This is a genomic window from Paraburkholderia sp. BL27I4N3, from assembly GCF_003386115.1.
Taxonomy (GTDB): Bacteria; Pseudomonadota; Gammaproteobacteria; order Burkholderiales; family Burkholderiaceae; genus Paraburkholderia.
Genome location: NZ_QREJ01000001.1, coordinates 1,561,133 through 1,578,999, shown reverse-complemented (window position 1 = coordinate 1,578,999; position 17,867 = coordinate 1,561,133). Strand labels below are relative to the sequence as shown.

9 protein-coding genes are annotated in these 17,867 nt (G+C 65.4%); 7 read left to right on the top strand and 2 right to left on the bottom strand.

Going from position 1 to position 17,867, the window contains the following annotated elements; translation table 11 throughout:
- Positions 1 to 8 precede the first annotated feature (8 nt).
- Genes B0G71_RS07105 through B0G71_RS07075 form a run of 7 tightly spaced genes read left to right on the top strand, consistent with a single transcriptional unit; the run spans position 9 to position 16,422 of the window.
- Positions 9 to 440: a GPW/gp25 family protein gene (locus B0G71_RS07105; protein WP_116140702.1), complete on the top strand. Its 432-nt coding sequence runs from the start codon at positions 9 to 11 to the stop codon at positions 438 to 440.
- The gene (locus B0G71_RS07100; RefSeq protein WP_116140700.1) at positions 437 to 5,584 is read left to right on the top strand and encodes a hypothetical protein; all 5,148 of its coding nucleotides are present in this window, start codon (positions 437 to 439) and stop codon (positions 5,582 to 5,584) included. Before B0G71_RS07105 ends, B0G71_RS07100 begins: the two co-directional genes overlap by 4 nt.
- The gene (locus B0G71_RS07095; protein ID WP_116140698.1) at positions 5,581 to 7,614 is read left to right on the top strand and encodes a putative baseplate assembly protein; all 2,034 of its coding nucleotides are present in this window, start codon (positions 5,581 to 5,583) and stop codon (positions 7,612 to 7,614) included. The genes B0G71_RS07100 and B0G71_RS07095 overlap by 4 nt, the downstream gene beginning before the upstream one ends.
- Positions 7,611 to 9,815: a phage tail protein gene (locus B0G71_RS07090; RefSeq protein ID WP_181916733.1), complete on the top strand. Its 2,205-nt coding sequence runs from the start codon at positions 7,611 to 7,613 to the stop codon at positions 9,813 to 9,815. Before B0G71_RS07095 ends, B0G71_RS07090 begins: the two co-directional genes overlap by 4 nt.
- A 34-nt stretch (positions 9,816 to 9,849) precedes the next feature.
- Positions 9,850 to 11,244 (top strand): hypothetical protein, encoded by a 1,395-nt coding sequence (locus tag B0G71_RS07085; protein ID WP_116140694.1) that lies wholly within the window; start codon positions 9,850 to 9,852, stop codon positions 11,242 to 11,244.
- A 29-nt stretch (positions 11,245 to 11,273) separates the two neighbouring features.
- Complete coding sequence (locus B0G71_RS07080) at positions 11,274 to 12,086, top strand: hypothetical protein (protein ID WP_116140692.1); 813 nt, start codon at positions 11,274 to 11,276, stop codon at positions 12,084 to 12,086.
- A 43-nt stretch (positions 12,087 to 12,129) separates the two neighbouring features.
- A complete protein-coding gene (locus tag B0G71_RS07075) occupies positions 12,130 to 16,422 on the top strand; it encodes a DUF4157 domain-containing protein (protein WP_116140690.1) in 4,293 nt (1,430 codons plus the stop codon).
- Between the two features lie 70 nt (positions 16,423 to 16,492).
- Here B0G71_RS07075 and B0G71_RS07070 read toward each other — a convergent pair whose 3' ends face one another.
- Together B0G71_RS07070 and B0G71_RS07065 are read right to left on the bottom strand one after the other, a co-directional pair.
- A complete protein-coding gene (locus B0G71_RS07070; RefSeq protein WP_258875513.1) occupies positions 16,493 to 17,089 on the bottom strand; it encodes a response regulator transcription factor in 597 nt (198 codons plus the stop codon).
- 95 nt (positions 17,090 to 17,184) lie between these two features.
- The gene (locus B0G71_RS07065; protein ID WP_116140686.1) at positions 17,185 to 17,484 is read right to left on the bottom strand and encodes a hypothetical protein; all 300 of its coding nucleotides are present in this window, start codon (positions 17,482 to 17,484) and stop codon (positions 17,185 to 17,187) included.
- Between the last annotated feature and the right edge of the window lie 383 nt (positions 17,485 to 17,867).

The following is a 17,867-nucleotide window of genomic DNA, read 5'->3' as shown; positions in this document are numbered from 1 at the left end:
AGCGTGCAATGAACGAACGGAAAGCATGGCTCGGACGCGGCTGGCGCTACCCGGTCCAGATCGATTCCGCTACGGGCGGCGTCGCCATGTCGGAATACGAGGAGGACGTGCGCGAAGCGCTGTGGATTCTCGTCGGCACCGCGCCCGGAGAGCGCGTGATGCGCCCTGATTTTGGTTGCGGCATCTACGACCTGGCGTTCGAGGTCATCGACATCGCGACGATCACGCGCATCGAGAGCACGGTCACCGAGGCGGTCCTCAAATACGAAGCGCGCGTCGAGCTGATGTCCGTGACTGTCGACCCATTGAACGCCGCCGATGGCCTCCTGTGGATCAACCTCGACTATCGGATTCGCCGCACCAACCAGACCGGCAATCTGGTCTACCCGTTCTTCTTCACGGAGAGCGGTGTGGGCATCGTGCAGGGTAGCCGGGGATGAAACCGCTCTTTCCCTCGAACTTCGAGCCGCGCCAGCGATCTGCGCTGGCGCAGGAACTGCTCGCACGGGCGCAAGACTGGATTCCCGAGCTGCAGCCCGCGGACCCGTCCACCGATGCCGTGCACGCGCTGTTCAACATCGCGGCGCGCATCGAAGCGGAGGTGACCCAGCGGCTCGCCCAGATGCCGGCGAAGACCTATCGCGGCATGCTCGCGTGGTTGGGCGTGACCGGCCTGCCGGGCCGCGCCGCGCAGATCCCGGTCGCGTTCCGCCTGAGCGCCGGGGCGCAGGCGGTGCGCGCGCCCTCGCTCGTCCAGATGCAGGCGAATCTCGCTTCCGGCTCGGTCGTATTCGAAACGCGTGCGAGCCTCATGCTGACCCCGGCGAGCCTCGTCTCGATGATCGGCGCGGACCCCGCCAGCGACAGGTGGTTTCAAGCGCCTCCCGGGCTCGTCACCCCGGTCGCGCCGGCCAGTGTGCCCAATTCGTGGCTACTGGTGAGCGATGCGCCCGCCACAGGCGCGCAACTGCAACTGGCGCCCCCACTCGGGCTGGCAAAAGGCGACGTGATCGTCGATCCGAACAACCGGCAATACCAACTCGATGCGGTCAACGGCGGACTCGTCACGGTCGATGTCAACGTCAAGGCCGCCAAGCTGGATGCGGCCGCCCCAGCCACGCTGGTGAGCGGCACGCAATTCAAGCGCTCGGTCGTCTTCGATCCGTTCGGTCTGGCGGCGCTGAATCAGCAGCTTCATGCGCTCTATCTGGGAGCGAAGGAGTTGCTGGATGTGCAGATCCCGGCGGTGTTCGAAATCGTCGCCGGCGACGGGCTGCTACCCGATGCGCAGTGGTCGTGGTGGGGTACGGTGAGCAATTCGACGCCGCCGGCGTGGCTCGACCTGACGGCGGTTCGCTTCAACGGCCACCTCTATCTTGTCAAGCTCGCCGGCAACGCCACCGCGCGCGCGATTGGCGGCCAGACCGGCTACTGGCTGCGCGCGATGCCGCCGCCCGGGCCACCCGGCAACGCAAGCTATGTGGGCGCGCTGAAAATCAGCATTGAAAACCCGCCGCCTGGCGGCTGGCCCAGCGCCGTCCAGCATCTGCTCGGCAAGACGGAGCGGCCGTCCGTCAAGCTGGCGGGCGTGGCGGGCACCACGCCGCTCGTGATGAACTTTCCGTTCTATCCGCTCGGCACCACCCCGCGCCTGTTCGATGCGTTCTACCTCGGCAGCCAGGAAGCGTTCGCCAAGGTCGGCGCGTCCGTCACGTGCGAATTCACGCTCGGCGACGGGCTCGGCGCACCACCGGTCGCGCTCACCTCCGGCGGGGTGCCCTTCGGTCTGGGCGTAGGCCGCGACGGCAGGCTGCATCGCTTCGACTTCACGCCGGCCGCGGCCGCGGGCGCGCCCGTGGGTACGGTCAGCTTCGAGCCCCAAGCCTTTGCGCCCACCGCGAGCGACGGCCGCCCGGTCATGCTCGATCTGGATCTTCGCCCGGGGGCGCTCACGTTCCAGAACACCGGCTACCTGACGGCCAGCGGCGGCGGCGAAATCTGGCGCTGGCAAGCGGACGTCCCCAACGACAAGCCGAGCTGGTTTTCGCTCGGTGCGCTGCCGGACGCACCTGACGGCAAGCCGGATCCCGCGCAGACGCTGCTCGTGACAACCCGCCCTGCTAACGGCGTGCGCGCGTACGCACTGCGCAGTGGCGCGCTGTTCCAGCGCGACGCCTTGCAACCCGATGAATGGCATGCGCTGAAACTCGTCGACAATCACCGCGAGGTCAGCCTCGCGCGGATCGTGCGAGTCGTGCCGCAGGCGCAGCCCGACGGCGGTAACGAGGGCGACGGCTTGCTGTGCGTCGCGGACAACGGCCGCCTGTTTATCGGCGACGCGATCGCCGGCTGGGTGAGCGTCGCGCCCGACATCCGGCTGGACCCGAACGTGTATCCGCTCGCCGTGCGCGACGCAGCGAGCGGCCTCATACGTTGCATCTCCGCCGACAGGACCCCAACCGGCGACCGCAAACAGCAACTGGTTGCGTTCGAGTTCACGCGGCCACCGGCAACGAATCCGGCAGCGGCGCCGAACGCCCCCCAACGCGTAACGGCGACGCTCGCCCATGGCGCACTCGCGTTCGCGACCGGTGGCAATGGCACGCCGCTGGCTATCTTCGTGATCGATGACGACGGCCAGACGAAGCCCGCCATGTGGGACCCTTTCGGCAGCAACGAACTGGCGTTTGCCGACCGTCCGCTCGGTGCGGGCGCGATGACGACTGCGCCGCTCCCCTTTGACAACGCGGACATCGCCTTCCCCACCGAGGACGGCTCGCTCGCGCTCACGCATATCGATGCGACGGCGATCGGGCGCCTGGACGCAGCCGCGCTTTCCGATGCCGTGTCGTTCACAACTCAACTCGATCTCGGCGACAAGCCCGCCGACCTCTACGTGCACCTCGCGCATCCCGATGGAGCGGATGCGATCCGCAGCGTGCAGGCGATCGTCGCGTCCGACACGCGCCGCTCGCTCGTGCTGCCCTCGGCTGAAGCGCCAACCCTGGAGCCCGTAGCCACGGTCGTCTATCGCGCGACGGGCGACGCGATGGACGGCAAGTTGGGTGCGAACGCGCTGCTCGACCTGTATGCCGGCGACACGACAACTGCCGTGGGCAGCCTGCTTTACATCGAGCGCAAAAACGTGGCGCTAAGAAACGCGCCGCAAATCGTGATCGCGAATGTGGTCGAGATCGTCGTGAGTGGCGCGAGCAAAAAGGCAAGGCTCGAAGGCACGGTGTCGATGCGTACCGGCACGGTGTCATACCGGCCGATTGCCCAGCTCTTGCAGACATCGGCCATCGTGCGGCCAGCGGTAAACGTCAAGCCGCTTGCGCCGGCTTTGCACGCCGTGCTGAATCACGCCAGCCTGCGGCTCGTCGACAAGCAAGGGCGTCCCTTCGCGCCGCCGGTGCAGCGTGTCCTCCAGTTCGATGCCGATTGGGCCATCCTCGAAGAGGCATGGAACGTCCTCGAAGCCGATGTCGCCACGCTTCACGTGTTCGGCGGTTTTACGGCGTGGTCGCTAGCCACGATCCCGCTCTCGATCAACCCCAAGCTCTCGTGGGAATTCTGGGACGGGCGCGGCTGGAGTCCGCTCGAAACCACGCAGGAGACGACGGGCGATCTGCTGCACAGCGGACACGTCACATTTACAGTACCCGCGGGACTCGTGCCCACCGATGTCGCCGGCCAGACCAATAGCTGGATTCGCGCCCGGCTCGTGAGCGGCGACTACGGTCAGGAAAGCGTGACGGTGACCACGACCACTCTCCCGAACGGGAAGACACAACAGAGCGTCGAGCGCAGCGCGGGCACGCTGCATCCCCCGTACGTGACGAGCCTTGTCGCGCGCTACTCGGTTATCGATGCGGTGGCGCCGGACTTCGTGGTGAGCATGGACGGCGGCATCGTCCGTGACCAGTCCGCAGCCAACCGGACACCGAACGCGCTCGTCGAATACTTCGCCCCGCTCTCAAATCAACTCGCGGGAGCCGGCACTGCCAATACGGCAGACGCGGCGAACACGGCGGCGTGTTGCCGCGCGTGCGCAGACGACAGCGCCCCGGCGAGCGCGCCGGCTGCCGTGTCTGCGTCGTCCGCCGTCGCTTCGACATCCACCGCTGCTGCCGCCGCTGCCGCTGGCGGGCGCGCGGTGTATCTCGGCTTCGACGGCGAGATCGCGGGCGATGGCATTACGCTGCTCTTCGCCGTGCTCGACGGCAACTTCGACGACGCCAATCCCCTGCGGGTCGAGGCGTGGATCGACGGACAGTTCCAGCACGTAGCGGCTTCGGATGAGACGCGCGGCTTGAACGAGACCGGCCTCGTGACGCTGAGCCTGCCAGGCTCACCGCAAGCGGCGATGCTGTTCGGCGCCACGCCGCTCTACTGGCTGCGCCTGCGGCCCAACGCGTTGGCCGACGCCGCGAACTGGCAGCCACGCATCAAAGGCGCCTACATCAACGCCGCGACCGCGACTGCGGCCGAAACGCAGACCAACGAACGTCTTGGCAGCTCGGACGGCTCGCCCGGCCAGCGCGTGACACTCGCCCGCACGCCGGTGCTGGCGAACAGCCTGGAACTGCGCATCTGCGAGCCACTCGCGGACGAGGACGTCGCCGCGCTGCGCAAGGCCGATGCGTCGAGCGTGATGGACAGCATCGGTCAGTGGCCGGGTCCGTGGGTACGCTGGACCCAGGTCAACGACCTGATGGGTAGCGGCCCCAAGGATCGCGTCTACACACTCGACGACGACGCCGACAAGGGCACGATCACCTTCGGCGACAGCAAGCACGGGATGATTCCGCCGCCCGGCACCGGCTCGATCGTTGCGCACACCTATCAGTGCGTCGGCAATAGCGCGGCGAACGCGCTGCCGGCATGGAGCGAGCTCACGCTCACCACGCCGGTGACGGGCGTGCAAAGCATCGTCGCGCTCGACAATGCAGCGGGCGGCACCGACCCCGAGGATGCGCAAGCCACGCTGCAATACGCGTCGGTGAATCTGGCAATGCGGGATCGCGCGGTAACGCCTGGCGACTTCGAGCAACTGGCGCTGCAATTCGTCCCGGACATCGCGCAAGCGCGCGCGCTGCCCACGCCGGGTGGCCTCAAGCTTGTCGTTGCGGTGCGCGGCGACGATCCGCGACCGTCCAATGCGACCCAGCGCGAGCTCAGGCTCGCGCTGCTGGACCAGGCCGCGCCCATGTTCGCGCGTCCGGGCGGGCTGCAGGTCGTCCCACCTGTGCTCGTCGCGGCGCAGATCAAACTGAGCATGACGACGGCCGCCATTGAATTCAGCGCGGCGATCGAAGCGGACGCACGGCAGCGCATCGTCGCGCTGCTCGATCCCGCCACCGGCGCGATCGATCAGGGCGGCTGGCGTTTCGGCGACGTGCCTTCGGAGACGGATATCGCCGCCAGTCTCGACGGCATCGCGCATGTCGCGGCGATCGAGTCGATCACGGTCTCGCTCGCCGGATCGCCCCGCCTGCCGCTTGCAGCGAACCAGCTCGTGTACGTCACGCCCGACGCCATCCGTGTCGACCTTCAGAGCGACAGCGCGGGGGGATCGTCATGAGAGATCTCCGCCTCGATCTGGATACGATCGATTTCGCGCAACTGTTCGAAATCGGGCAGTCGATGATCCCGGCCGAGTGCCCGGGGTGGACCGACTGGAACACCCACGACATGGGCATCATGCTGATCGAGCTGCTCGCCTGGGTCGCCGATGCGCAGGTCTATTCCCTCGCCCGCCTGCGCCATGACGAGCGCCGCGCCTATGCGCGCTTGCTGGGTATCGCGGCGAGCGGCCCGTGCGGTGCGCAGGGACTCGTCTGGCCCGCGATGGACGCGATGGACGCGCCGCCCGCCGGATGGCCGCCGGGCACGATCGTGGACAAGCAGCAAGCGGTCGTCGCCGCATCGCCCGCCGCGCCGCCGTTCTTCGTGCAGCAGCCCATCGCCCTGACCCGCGCGACGCTCACGCGCCTGCTCACGCGCTACGGCGACGGCTCCGTGCACGACTGGACGCGGGTGAATCAGGAGCCCGGCGCCACGTTTCGTCCGTTCGACCCGCTCGGCGACGCCCCGGCAACGCTCGTGCTCAAATGCGCTGGACGGCTCATCGAGCCGGCTGCCCCTTCAAGTTCGACGACAAACACTTCCGCACCAAGCGCTTGCGCCGCCGCGCTCTCGATCGGCGTGCAGATCGTGCGCGACCCGGCAGCCTCGGCCACGTTAGGCGCCATGACCGGTTCGCTGCCACCCGGCGCGCAGCCACGCGTGTCGCTGGTCGACAGCACGGGCACACGCACGCTCTCCGTAATCGAGGACACGACAGCGGGCTTGTTGCGCTCCGGCGTGTTGATGGTGAGCCTCGACTCGCTCGCGGCAAGCAACGCATCGCCCGACGCGAGTTGCGAAATCACGATCGAAAGCGCCGGCAGCGGGTTCCTCATTGCGCCGCGCGTACGTCGCGTCGCGCTGAACGTCCTGCCGGTGCAGCAGTACCAGATCATCAGGGAGTCCGAGCCATTCGACGATGGGACGCCCGATCAGGTGTACACGCTGCGATCCGCCGCGTCGGGCGGGCTCGTGACGACGCCGCCGCCCGATATCGCGCCGCTGTCCGTCAACACGACCGACGGCGGGAACACCACGCAGTGGACCGCCATCGACGATCTGAGCGCGTGCATCCCGTCCGATACGAAGTTCACCCTCGCCCCCGCGAGCGATACGCTGCAATTCGGCAACGGCATCAATGGCCTCGTGCCAAAGCCCGGGGCCACCCTGTTTGCGGAGTATCCGGTCACGCAGGGTCCGGCTGGCAATCTCAACCCAGGCCTGAGCTGGGGCATCAGTGGCGTGCCGGGCTTCAGTGGCGTGAACCCGGAGGCGATGCAGGGCGGCGCATTGGCCGCTTCGGACGACGACCTGCAACTCGCAGCGCGTCGTTCGATCACCGATGCGCGTCCGTGTGTGACGAGCGAGGATTTGATCGACCGCGCCGTCGCCATTCCTGCGCTGGGGGTCTCGCGCGCCATCGAGCTCGACACCGACGTGGGTCAGGGAATCGGCGTTGGCGGCCACCGGTTGCTGATTGCGATGCACTCGGAGTTCGACTACAGCGGCACGAGCACCGTCTCCGACGCCGCCGCGCTTGCCGACGCGACGCCCACGCGCGACTGGCTCGAAGCGATCCGGCAGCGGCTTGCGCCGCAACTGCCGCTCGGTCAACGGCTCTCGGTCGAAGGCCCGCGGTTCATCCCCGTGCGGATCGTCGCCGTGCTGAATGCCAGCGCCGGAACGAACCTCGACGTGGTCCGCGCCGCCGCCGCGGCGCGTCTGCTCGCCGCCCTCCAGCCGGTGCAGGGCGCTATCACCGGCGACCCGCCCTGGCCGTTCGGTCAGTCGCTCGCCCCCCTCACGGTGAAGGCATGGCTGCGTACCGTCGACGGTGTCGCCTCGGTCGTGAGCGCCGTTCTGCTCAGGGATGGCCGCGATACTCAAGGCAAGCCGATATCGCTCGGCCCGCGCGAGCTTCCGTGGCTGACTTGCGCGCCGGGCGATATCACCGTGCAGCGCGCGACGCAGGGAGTCCGGCCATGAGTAACTCGCAGCCGCATGTGTATCGCTTTGTGCAACCCGAGCACTGGTCGTGCTGTCTGCTGGACGGCTTCGAGCACACAGCGGGCGACAACGCGCTGACGCAAATTAGCGCCGTCGGTCAGCGCGCGCGACGCGTCAGTACGCTCGGCCCGGTCGGGCGCGTGGCGGCGGGACGCAACGGCGTGGTGCTGTGGCGCATCGATGTCGCCGACACGGAGCCGCTGGCAGGCCGGTTCGACGACGACGGCAGGCAAACGCGCACGTTGGCGCTGGCGGGCATGCTCACGGAGAGCCCGCGCTGGGTCCTGGAGCGGCGCGCGCTGTGGGCGTTCCGCGCGCATCCGGCGGAGCTGGGCCGGTTCGACCGGCACACCTTCGAGGCGGACTTCTTCGTGGGTCCGCACACGCTCGCGCAATATGTCGACCCTGGCGCCGACGCGGCCACGTTCGTCGCGCGCGATATCGCCACGGATGGTCACGGTGGCGTCTGGCTGCTCGCTCGCACGGCGTCGCGGCACGATTGGCTCGTTCATGTGGACTGCGAAGGAAGACCGCGCCAGCGTCTGCGCGTGCCCTGCGAAGCGGGCGCGATTGCGCAGATCGGTGCGATCCAGCGCGCGCAAACACTGGTGCTGCTCGACCAGGAAGGCATCAGCCTGTGGCTGATGGATCTCGCGAGCGGCAAACTGCTGCGCGAGGTGAGGCTCGATGAAGTCGTGGGCGGCTGGGAAGCGCGCCGGCTCTCGACGGATGGCGCCAATGCCATCGCGGTCGGCGGCGTGCCGATCGAGCACCCCTTAGCGAGCTGGTCCATGCTCGTGTTCGACGGCACGGGCGCGCTGCGCGCGGGGCCGCTGGACCGCCTGTTCGACGCCGCGGGATCGCCAGCGCCGCGTCCCGCCGATCTCGCGGTGCAGGGCGACACCGTGTGGTTCGCGATGGCCGACGGCCTCTGGCGCCTCGACTCCAGCCCCGCCTGCGAAGTGCCCGCGACGGTCAGCCATCTGCTCTCGCCCGCGTTGCATTCACCGATTATCGGCACGGACCGGGGCTGGCTGCGCGCCGACCTGTTCGTCGATCTGCCGCTGGGCGCCACGATCGTCGCCGACTACGTGAGTACTAGCGACGACCTCCTCGCCGCCGAGATGGTGACGCTCGCCGCCGATACCTCGCAGACCGATCAGCGACGCGCACGCGAGATCTGGGACAGGCTCGCCGCTTCGGCCAGCGATCCCGTCGTGATCGAAAACAAAGCGGATGCGTCAACGCCCGTCTCCGTGCCGTTGTCCCGGAGTTCTGATAGCTGGCTGTGGCTGCGGCTAAGCGTGACGACGCCGCCCGGCGCGCCCCGGCCGAGGATCGTCGAACTACGCGTGCTGTATCCGGATCGCGGACTCGATCAGTATCTGCCGCGCATGTTTCGCAGCGCCGATCCGGTTGGTGGCGACTTTCTGCGCCGGTTGGTTGGCGTGCTCGGAGCCACGACGAACTCGCTGGACGACCGCATCGCCAGCATCGGCAGCCACGTCGATCCCGCGAGCGCACCGGACGACTGGCTCGACGCGCTCGGAAGCTGGCTCGATCTCCCGTGGGACAGCGCGCTGCCGGTCGAGCGCCGTCGCGCGCTGCTGCGAAGCGCCGGACCGCTGCTCGCGCAACGCGGCACACGTGCGGGCATGCTGCTGCTGCTCGGCTGCGTGCTCGGCGAGGATGCCACCGTCGAATTGCGGGACGTGACGGTCGAGCATCCGCTCGTCGCGTTGGGCAGCCGCGATTCTCCGGGACCGCGCTTTCCCCTGTTGCTGACCGGCGCCTCGCCCCGCATCGCGGTGTTGGGGGGCGCGTCACGGCTCAACGGGACCGCGCTCGCCTGCTCGCCCAACGACGCGGACCCGCTGCGCTGCATCCGGCCCACTTTGTCGATCGTGCTCGATGCACCGAAAACCGTGCGCGCGTCGACCGAACCGGTTTTGCCGGCCCTGCTCGCCCAGTACGTGCCCGCAGGCCTGTGCGTGCGCATTCGCTGGAAGCCCGCGCGCGTGCCGGCCCTGATGCCGCCAGACGGCGACGGCATGGTGCTTGACGCCGAGGGCCCCGGCGTGCTCGACGACGACTGCGTGATTGGCCGCACCGTCATCGTTGGCACGCTGCCAGGAAAACTCGGGCGCGACGGGCTCACCGTCGGCTTTCGCATTCAGTAGATGTTCATCAGGTGTCCTTGCCAGGAGATCGACCATGGAAGACACAGACCGCAAGATCTCAGGAAGTGCGCGGCGTAATCGCTACTTCCGCTTCAAGCAGATGCGCACCGAGGAGTTCGAGATCGAGCAGGACTATCTGATCGGGCGGCGGCGGCTCATCAATCGCTCGGTGCTCGGCTGGGGCGTGGTGTGGGGCTATGAGCTGGATCAGGCAAAGCCGGACGGGCATGCGAGCGGCGAGGCTCGCCCCGTGAGAGTGAGCCACGGCCTCGCGCTCGACGCTGCTGGGCGCGAGGTTGAATCGCGCGCGAGCGTCGAACTGGGCCCGCACAATACCTTCCTGCGAGAATGGCACGCCAACGGCTACAAGTCGAAGCCGTGGGACGAATGCGAGCCGGGAACGTATCTGCTTTGCGTGCACTACGCTGAGGAGCCGGTGAGCGACGCGCCGATCGGCGATCGCTGCGGCTGCGAGCCGCCGCAAAAGCGCTTTGTCTGCGAAACCGCGGTCTTCTCGCTCAATCGGCTGACCAATGAGAAAGAGCGCTGCGCCGAACGCGGTTGCGAGCGCCAATGCCAGTGCGCCGGCAAAGATCTCTGTAGCGAGCCGGGCCGCCGGAGCCATCATTGCCTGTGCGAATGGGCCACGCATGAGAGCCCCGAACGGGCGTGTCCGCTGATTAGCTGGAGCGACTACGACGTCGCGCTCGCAGACTGCGTTTGCCTCGCGGTAGTTGTCGTCGCGCAGACCAGCGACCCGTGCGCACCAGTCACGATCGAATGCATCGAAGATGCGTGCGGACCGCGCCGCATCGTCAAAAGTAACGACGTGCTCTACGACTTGATACGCGGCTGCGATCTCACCCATATCATCGACGTCAGTTGGAAAGACTGGCACCGGCGCATGCATCCTGCTGTTCCGTGGAATGCGTTCGCCAAGCGGTTCCGGCCGCGGCCAGGCACCAATGACCCGGAAGGCTCGACGCAATTCACCGTGAAGTTTTCGCGGCCAGTGCGGGTCGATACGTTGCGCATCGACGCCATCATCATGACCGCGGCGATCGTCGAACAGCCGACCGGTTGGCTCGCTGTCCGCAGGATTCCGATAGAACGGCTCGACCCGGTCCCGGCCGTCACGGACAAAGGCACGCCGCCGCTCGAAACGCGCGAATTGCGCATCGTCGTCACCCCGCGTTGGCTGCACAACGAAATCCGGAGCGACGAGGACTCGTGGTTCACGGAGCGAGACTTCATGATCGAGATCCAGATACGCGGCGATCTCATTCTCGATTGCAACTTTCAGCCGGTCGATGGCGACGCTATTGGCCTCGTTGGCTTACCGAGCGGCAACGGCACACCTGGCGGGACGTTCCGTTCCAGCTTCATGGTCGGCGCGAAAAGTCTGGCGCCAGACTCCGGAACGGCCTGAGTGCAACGCGCGAATTCGAGGAAACGATCATGAGCACAGACAAAGAGTTGACATCCGTTAAAGGCGTTGCGACCCTGGAACGTCCGCGCTACAGCCCCGGCCTGCTGCTCGAAGCCGATGATCTGACCGCCGGCATCGACTACACGCGCGACCTGATGCGCCTCATGTTCCGCTCGCTGTTCGGATGCGGCGTGGTGTGCGGGCTTGGCGTGACCGCCAAGCTGACGTGCCACGGCAAAGAGGTCACGGTTGGCGTCGACAAGGGACTCGCGCTCGACTGCATGGGCAATCCGATCCAGATCTGCAAGGCGCAGACCCTTGTGTACGACCTCGGGTGCTCGGGCAAACCGCCGAAAGCGATTTTCGTGGTGGCGTGCTACGTCGAGCGATGCTGCAGCCCGCGAGACGTCGCCTGCTCCGAGGACGACAGCAGCGGCCAGACGGTGAATACGCGCAGCGTCGACGGCTTCCAGATCAAGCTGTACGACCATCGTCCTGAATGCGCGTGCGGTTGCGAAACAAAAGAGGAGAAGACAGATGAAAAGAAAGACGCGCCGGACCCCTGCGCGTGCTACGACGACCACAACCGCGGCGTCTGCGATTGCGGATGCGACTGCAATTGCGTGCTGCTCGCGGTCATCACCGAACCGGATAGCAACACCGGAGATAACGAGAACAAGTCGGACGGCAAATCGAGTACGAACACGGAAGTTCGCCTTGTTGTCAGCAAGGAGGGGCGGCGTCAGATTCGCCCGGTGTTGACCGGTTTCCTGGATTGCCTCTCGCGCAAGTCCGCGGAACCGAAGAAGGACACGGGTGGAGACAAGGCGGCGACACAATAGACCTCCTGGACCGAAGAGCCAGCGATTCCCATCCGCTGCCATCATGCCACACGCTCGACACGCGCAACGGCAACAGGGGCTCGGCGAGCGCACGGCCGCGCCCGCGGCTACGGCTGCCCTTGCGCGGGCGCCGGCTGCCGCATCTGCGTCGCGCGGCGCGCAGACGCTGCAGCGCCAACTCGGCAATCAGGGAGCTGCCGCGTTTCTCGCGCGTGCAAGTCGCTCGCACAGTTCACCCGACGCGTCGCCCGCCCCGCCGGCGGCGCTTTCCGTGCAGCGCGCGGCTGCGCTCACCCTCTCGTCGCCCACCGATGCGAGCGAACGCGAGGCGGTTTCGGTCGCCTCACAGGTCATGCGCATGCCGGCGAGCGCCGGCGCCGTTCAACAACACGCGGCGGCCGGCGGCATCACACTGCAACGCGACGCCAGCCGCGCCCCGGAGGGCGGCCAGCCGCATCTCGACGCTTCGACGGCACAGGCCGTGGAAAGCGAAATGGCACACGGCGAGCCGCTGCCCGGCAGCGTGCGCGCCTTAATGGAGCCGCGGTTCGGCGTGAGCTTCGCGCACGTGCGCATCCACACGGACGCGCGCGCGGCCAATCTGAGCGCCGGACTGCACGCGCATGCCTTCACCGTGGGCCAGCATGTGTTCTTCGCAGGGGGCGCTTACCGTCCGCAGGAGCCGGCCGGTCTAGAGCTGATCGCGCACGAACTCACCCACACGGTGCAAAACGGCGCGGCGGGCGGCCCCGCGAGCGTGCAGCGTGACACGAACAACAAGAGCGATGACTCCTCGCTGCTCGGCGACGTCACCGCCTTCGGCGAATCCGTAGGTTGGGAGATTGCCGGGAAGTATGCGCCCGAGCTCGTGCCGATCCTGCGCCAAGGGCCGTCGGGCGCGCTGCAGTGGCTGGAGGATCGCGCGAGCGCTGCCGCCAGCGTCATGTTCGACTCGCTGAGCGCGCCGGTGCGCGGGGTCACCGGACTCGGACAGCAGCTCGCGGCGCAATTCGGGCCGGTCGTCGCCTCGATCCAGACGGCGGCGGCGCAAATCGCGCGCAACGACTGCACGCCACTGCGCGACGCGGCCGCGAAGCTCGAGCTGCTTGCCGAGCAGTTGATCACGCCGATCGTCGAGCGCGTGCAGCCCGTGGTCACGAAGGTCAAAGAGGTGTTCGACACGATATGGAACACCATCGGCGCGCCGATCTGGTCCTGGATCCAGGACTACGCCAGGCAGCGCTGGGAAGAAGTGAAGTGGCTCGGCGACAAGCTGCAAGCGTTCGCGAACTGGATCTGGCAAGGCACGGCGTGGGTCCGCTCGATTGCCAGCGACCTCTGGACCTGGTTCAAGAACAAGCTCGGATTCGGCGACGGCCCCGAAGGGCAGGACGGACTATTCCAGTGGGCGCAGCGTAAGCTAGAAAGCGCATGGAGCGTAATCAAGGCAAAGCTGGAGCCTTTCCGCAAGGAGTTGACTGCAATCGCCGCAACGGTGGGCGGCATCGTCCTGATGCTCTCGCCGGCCGGCCCCATCGTTGCAGTTGGCGCGGCGGCGGCGGGCGCGGTGCAGGGCTTTCGCTGGATCAGCGCGAACTGGGGTAAGGGCAACCTGCTGGTGCAGTCGCGCGTGTACCTGGAGAAGACACTGCTTCCGCCGCTGCTCGGCGCCATTGGCCGCGTTCAGGGCGCCGTCTCGCGCATGGCGGATTCGCTCACCCACGCGCTGACCAACGTGGCCAACGCGCTCACCCGCGCGCTCGGTTCGCTCAGCGACGGCGCGCTCGCCGTCGCGGTATCCGCGTTGCAATGGATCGTCAACGGTGTCCGCGGGTTGGCCGACTGGGCCAACGCCGAATTGCAGCAGCTTTCGGCCTGGGTCGCGAGCGCGTTCGGCAAGCTGCAGACTTTCCTGCACTCCATGCTCGACTTCTTTGGCAAGGTCGGCGCGGTCCTACTCGACATCTGGGGCCTGCCATTGCTGCTCGGCGAGCGTATCTGGAACTGGGTGCCGCAATGCATTCGTGATCCGATCGTGGATTTCCTGGGGCCGATCATCCTCAAGCAGATTGCACTGTTCCAAGAGCTGGTTCGCGACAACGAAGCCTGGCAGCGCACCAAGGCAGACGTCATGAACATCATCCACCTGGTGTTCAAGAATCATGACCTCATGGGCGCAGTGAAGGCCGTGTTCTTCCTGGTTCTGCGAATCTTCAACCTGCCGCCCGAGCTGCTAGCGTCCATCGCCAACAAGGCGATGGACGCGTGGGCCGTCGTCAGCAAGAAGCCTCTCGAGTTCCTGCGCAATACGCTGCGCGTGATTGGCCACGGCTTCAAGCTGCTGGCGAGCCACTTTCTCGATCACCTCAAGTACGGTTTGCAGGGGTGGCTGCTGGGCCCGTTGAAGGAAAAGAAAATCACGCCGCCGTCCAGCTGGACCGATCCCAAGGCGGTGTTCTACTTCGTGCTCGACGTGCTTGGACTCTCTGTCGATCATGCCTTCGACCTGCTCAAGAAGAAGGGTTTCGATCCCGTCAAGGTCGAGAAAGCGCGGGTCTGGTACGGGCGCATCACGCGGCTGATCGACTGGGTGAACAAATCCATCGACACGTCGAAGTCGCCTGCTGAAAACGCGCGCGGCATGGTCGATCAGGCGAAGCAGCTCGGCTTCAGCATCCTCACCGATATCGCGCAGTGGGTCGCCGTGAAGGTCGGCGAGGAACTGGCCTTGATGGCGGCGGCAGCGGCGGCTTCAGCCGGCCTGTCCGAGGTGCTCGACGTTGCCCGGCGCATCTACAAAGCGCTCGTCACCGCGGTGCGCTGGGCCCGGCAGATCGTCGACATGATCGACCACACGCTCGACAACGTGCTCGACATCGCTGCGGGCTCGATCGAAAAGGCCGGCACGAAACTCGAGCAGATCATGCATCAGGGCATGCCCGTGGTCATCGGGTTCCTCGCCGATCAAGTCGGACTGGGCGATGTCGGGCAAGCCGTGCGGGACAGCATTGACAAACTGCGCGAGCAGGTCGACAACGCGCTCCTGTGGCTGATCGACAAGATCAGGGCAGGACTGGAAGCGTTGATCGATCTGGTGAAATCCGGCGTCGCGGCCGTCCTCGACTGGTGGCGCGAAAAGCGCAAGTTCAAGGGCGCGGACGGCGAGCCCCACTCGGTCTACTTTGAAGGAGAAGAAGCAAATGCCACGCTTATGATTGCGTCACGACCCACGGGCCTTGAGCTTTACCTGAAGAGTCTCATCGACTCCCCGGTTCCGGACAAAAAACTTCGCGAGAAGGACGAAATTTACCAGGCGGCAATGGAGACGCTCGAGTTCTATCAGGGCACGATCGCACCGGTCATCGACAAGCTAAAGACGCAGCCGCCACAGAGCGACCGTGACGCCGCGAGGGAGCGCCGCGCGCAGCAGGAACAGCTTGCCGCGGATCTGGATCAACTGACGCGCAAGCTCGAGAAGTTCGTCGGAAAACTGACCGGCAAAGAACCGGAACTGCCGATCAATGCGGGATGGGATCCTGAAGGACCGGACTACTCAGGCGTCAAGATGCTTTCCAAGCGAACCAGCGACGTGAAGTCCGAGACGCCCCAAGACGATCCGGAGGGCTGGTCATTGCTGCAAGCGAACCAGCTTACGTCGGGCGGCGGTGAGAGCGACTGGAAGAGAATGCACATGATCACCGCAAAGGTGGGCGGTTACGGGACGAAAGAAAATCTCATTCCAGCGCGAACCTCGGTCAACTCAAGCACCGAAGTGCGCGGCTTCGAGGTCTCAGTAGAAACGCTCGTGCGCAAAACCGACAGCGAAACGAATCAGAAGGTCGTCAAAACCAGTGTCGTGTGGATCGACGTGCGTTCGCTAAGCTTCTATCCCGCGTGGCCCTCAGGGAGTGAAAAACAACTTTATGGCGACCACGTCTTCGTCAGCAAGCTGCAGATGCAGGCTGGGCTGAACGTTTACGACAACGGCAATTGGAGGAAATCAGCAACGCCCCTGATTCAGACGACGGTCAGTCTGGAAAAGCCTGACTTCTCGGGACGTCTGCCCAACATCAACACTATGGGTCCAACCGCGCTCGAGAAACTGTTCAAGGTCAGCAAGACATTCGCCAGCGACTACATTATTCCCGCGCGCCCGCCAGGCGGTTTCAAGTCCTTCAGGAATCTCAAGACACAGGTCGAGAACGTTCGCGAGGACGTGGAGTGGAGAAACCAGCAACCCTATGAGGGCTACCTCGCGAAAATCGAATTGTTCGCGAAAAGCGACCTGAAAGCCGTGCGCTTCGGCGCGCTCGACAACGACAGTCCAGAGAAGTGACGACATGCGAGGATTCGCTGCGGTTCTTGCTTCGTGCCACGTGGGACGCGAACGTGCAGGCCGGCGATCGCTAGTCGGAATGCGACATACCGCTGCGCGCATTCGTGCTGGCCACGCGTTCAACCAGAGCGAGCCACGGCATCTTGTGGACTTGCTGCATCGCCTGCGCACGACGCGGCACGCTCAGTTTGTCGAGAATGTTGTGGACATGATGCTTGACCGTTGCCACGCTCAGGTTCAACGTGCGGGCAATTTCCTTGTTGGTGAGCCCCTCGCCAATCAAGCGAAGGACATCGCATTCGCGCCGCGTCAGCGACTCCTGATCAGGCGAAGGACACGGCGTCCAATCGTATCGAAACAACGCACGAAGCAGGCCCGACGCAATCTCGGATGAACAGGTCTGCCGCCCCGCGACGATGTCGGCCATCGCCGTGCGCACGGCGTCGACCGTCGCTTCACGGCTAATGTATCCGGAAAAACCCGCGCGTCCGCAGCGCACGACCTCCTGGCGCTGCTCGGTCAGACCCAGCGCGACGAGGGCCACGTGGGGTTGAGCCTTCGCGACATGGCCGATCTCATACAAGTCGATGCCTTGCGTCACGTCGACGAGCACGATATCCGCGGAACATTTGACGAGCGCGTTGCGCAACGCTTCGATGGAGTTCACGACCGCCGCGACGTGAATATCGCCCTCGCCCTCCAAACACCGTGAAAGGCTGTCACCTAGGAGTTGGACGTGCGTAAGAATGATTGCGTTCATGTCTAAACACGCCCTCTGCCCGCGCGCCAATCTGGAATAGCAGGAAACGACCATGCGGTCGCTTGTTGGTTTCGCACCGCTAATTGCGACATCACGCCCTGTTCGGCACCGTGCTCGCTGACTACACGCCACGACACGTATGGCTCGTCGCGCGGCGTCACGAACATCTCGTTAAGGAGCCAATTGCTGCGCGGCTTGCGCTGCACCATCTTGGCACACGGAGCCAATCCAGCGCCGAGGTTGTCGCACCAGCAACAGATCGCTTCGTACGTGACCACGACACCTCGTTCGAGTAACAACATGTTCAATGTCGCGCTCGCTCAGACTGAACTGGAAATACCAGCGAACCGTGCAACAGATGACCACAGCAGGAAGCGTTGGCAGTGGTGAAGCAACTTCCTCTTCTTCATCGCTTCGTTCTACCGCCGCCTGCCCACCAACCTGACAGCGCGGCGCATGTATATGACAGGTAATCGATGACAAGCGCAGATATAAATCACCTGGCTCGATCAATCGTACGGGCCTGCGGCCACATCGAAATTCGGAAGTCGACTGGATATATTCTGGCGTCGTTCCTGATCGATTAGTTTGAGCCCGTTCTCAACAAGACTAATACTAGTAAAAAACAAGGTTCCTGGTGTAGAAATATTCGCTTCAATAAACCTTAAATATGCATTTACAAATA

What these genes read in the sequence shown, in the direction of transcription:
- B0G71_RS07105 (WP_116140702.1), top strand. Translation starts at nt 9, where the DNA reads ATGAACGAACGGAAAGCATGGCTCGGACGCGGCTGGCGCTACCCGGTC.
- B0G71_RS07100 (WP_116140700.1), top strand. Translation starts at nt 437, where the DNA reads ATGAAACCGCTCTTTCCCTCGAACTTCGAGCCGCGCCAGCGATCTGCG.
- B0G71_RS07095 (WP_116140698.1), top strand. Translation starts at nt 5,581, where the DNA reads ATGAGAGATCTCCGCCTCGATCTGGATACGATCGATTTCGCGCAACTG.
- B0G71_RS07090 (WP_181916733.1), top strand. Translation starts at nt 7,611, where the DNA reads ATGAGTAACTCGCAGCCGCATGTGTATCGCTTTGTGCAACCCGAGCAC.
- B0G71_RS07085 (WP_116140694.1), top strand. Translation starts at nt 9,850, where the DNA reads ATGGAAGACACAGACCGCAAGATCTCAGGAAGTGCGCGGCGTAATCGC.
- B0G71_RS07080 (WP_116140692.1), top strand. Translation starts at nt 11,274, where the DNA reads ATGAGCACAGACAAAGAGTTGACATCCGTTAAAGGCGTTGCGACCCTG.
- B0G71_RS07075 (WP_116140690.1), top strand. Translation starts at nt 12,130, where the DNA reads ATGCCACACGCTCGACACGCGCAACGGCAACAGGGGCTCGGCGAGCGC.
- B0G71_RS07065 (WP_116140686.1), bottom strand. Translation starts at nt 17,484, where the DNA reads ATGTTGTTACTCGAACGAGGTGTCGTGGTCACGTACGAAGCGATCTGT.